General features: G+C 35.6%; 1 protein-coding gene and 1 pseudogene. Both read right to left on the reverse strand.

The genetic code is table 11. The features are described 5' to 3' along the window. Positions 1–431 (reverse strand): annotated as a pseudogene (locus tag HMPREF2811_RS11760) (NAD(P)-binding protein); the annotation flags it as partial. A gap of 175 nt (positions 432–606) precedes the next feature. Further along, positions 607–1,746 (reverse strand): peptidoglycan amidohydrolase family protein (locus HMPREF2811_RS07570; RefSeq protein WP_168164962.1); only part of this gene is annotated, 1,140 nt, incomplete at its 5' end.

Genomic DNA, 1,746 nt, shown 5'->3' on the forward strand with positions numbered 1-1,746 from the left:
CTTGCCTATTAAAGAAATCGCTTGTGTTTCTAGATTAGCCGGCTGTTTGCCATGTTCTTGTTGGAATTCTGCAATTTGACGTTCAATCTCTGCTTTTGCTTCATTAGGGGTTATCACACCCCATAATTTATTGAAAGTATTCATATTAAAAGGTAGATTATAAATCTCACCTTTATAATTAGCTATTGGCGAGTTCACATAATGGTTAAATTCAGCAAATTGATTGACATAATTCCAAACTTCTTTGTTGTTAGTGTGAAAAATATGCGCCCCATACTTATGCACTTGAATCCCTGCTATTGCTTCCGTATAGATATTGCCTGCAATATGGTTTCTTTTTTCAATTACCTTACTTTCTTGCCACGTTTAGCAGCTTCATAAGCAAAGACCGAGCCGAACAAACCCGCTCCAACGACTAAATAATCAAACAAATTAAGGTGCCTCCTTAGTGCTTCAAGGTTATTTTTATCCCTATCTATGCTATCATAATTCTTCACAACATAAAAAGGCCTTAAGTCAGATATACTAAATAATATCAGAAAAATAGTGGGAACCGTCATTAAGGTCTTTGATATACTACCTTTACGAATTCCCACTAATTATTTTTTATTTCAGACGATAATTTTCATTTAAACGATACCAATATAATGGTCGAGAAGATGAACCTGTTCTGTCTGCTATTTGAGTACGTACAATACCGTCATAGAAATACTTATTATTATAAGTTGAGTGATAAATCTCTTTGTTATTAATTGCGACACCGGTATGTCCTGCAGCACCTGAAGAATTATATTTATAACCTGAAATAAAGATGTCTCCTGCACGCACTTGACTTTCCGGTATTGGTAATAATAACCCACCTTCCATTGCAAACATTGAATCCGTATTACCAATCCAAGTGTTACGATTTAAATAACCTGCATTAATTAAAGCATAATAAACTGCTGATGAACAGTCATAACTATTTGGACCATTACGGTCAGTCATTGAATAGAATGTTTTATTTTCTCTCGCTTTAAACCAATCTAATACTTTTTGAACGCCTTCTGATGTAACTTTCTCAGATGCTTCATTGATTACTAAGTAATTTTTCGTTGCACGACCTAATTTAGCTGGATTACCAGCTTCTGGATCAGATACAGCAATTTCTTGGTCGGCTAATAAATAATTACTTGTTAATAATGGATTCCATTGTTTTAATTGCGCTACCGTCACACCATAACGACTAGCAACCGTAGTAAGAGGCATTCTATAACCTGTTCGATTCCAGTAAGTCTTAATTAGTGTTCCATCATAATCAGCATCTACTTCAACAATACGGTCTCCAGGTTTCTTTTGTGCTTCAGCCACTAAGCGTAATTTCTCATTTTCAGCAGCGATTTTTGCTTCTAACTCTGCTCGGGTTAAAGTAGTACTGCTAGTTGTTTTGTTTGGATCAGATACATGAAGATTTTGTCCTGTACGAATCATCGTACTTGAAAGTTTGTTCCAAATCATAATTTGATTAACAGTAACATTGTTAGCTCTAGCAATCTCGTATAAAGTATCGCCGTATGAGACAGTATGTTTTTTCTGTTCGAAAGCTGGAACAGTCACTAATTCATCTTTCTTATCGCTTTCAACTGGTTTCGTTGGTTCAGTTGGTTTTTCCTCCGGTTTATTTTCCGGCTTAGTTGGTGTAGTCGGTTTCTCTTCCGGTTTAGTCGTTTGTACTGGTTGCGTTGTCGTCACTTTATTGACAATAAT

This window comes from Globicatella sp. HMSC072A10 (assembly GCF_001811625.1).
Taxonomy (GTDB): Bacteria; Bacillota; Bacilli; order Lactobacillales; family Aerococcaceae; genus Globicatella; species Globicatella sanguinis.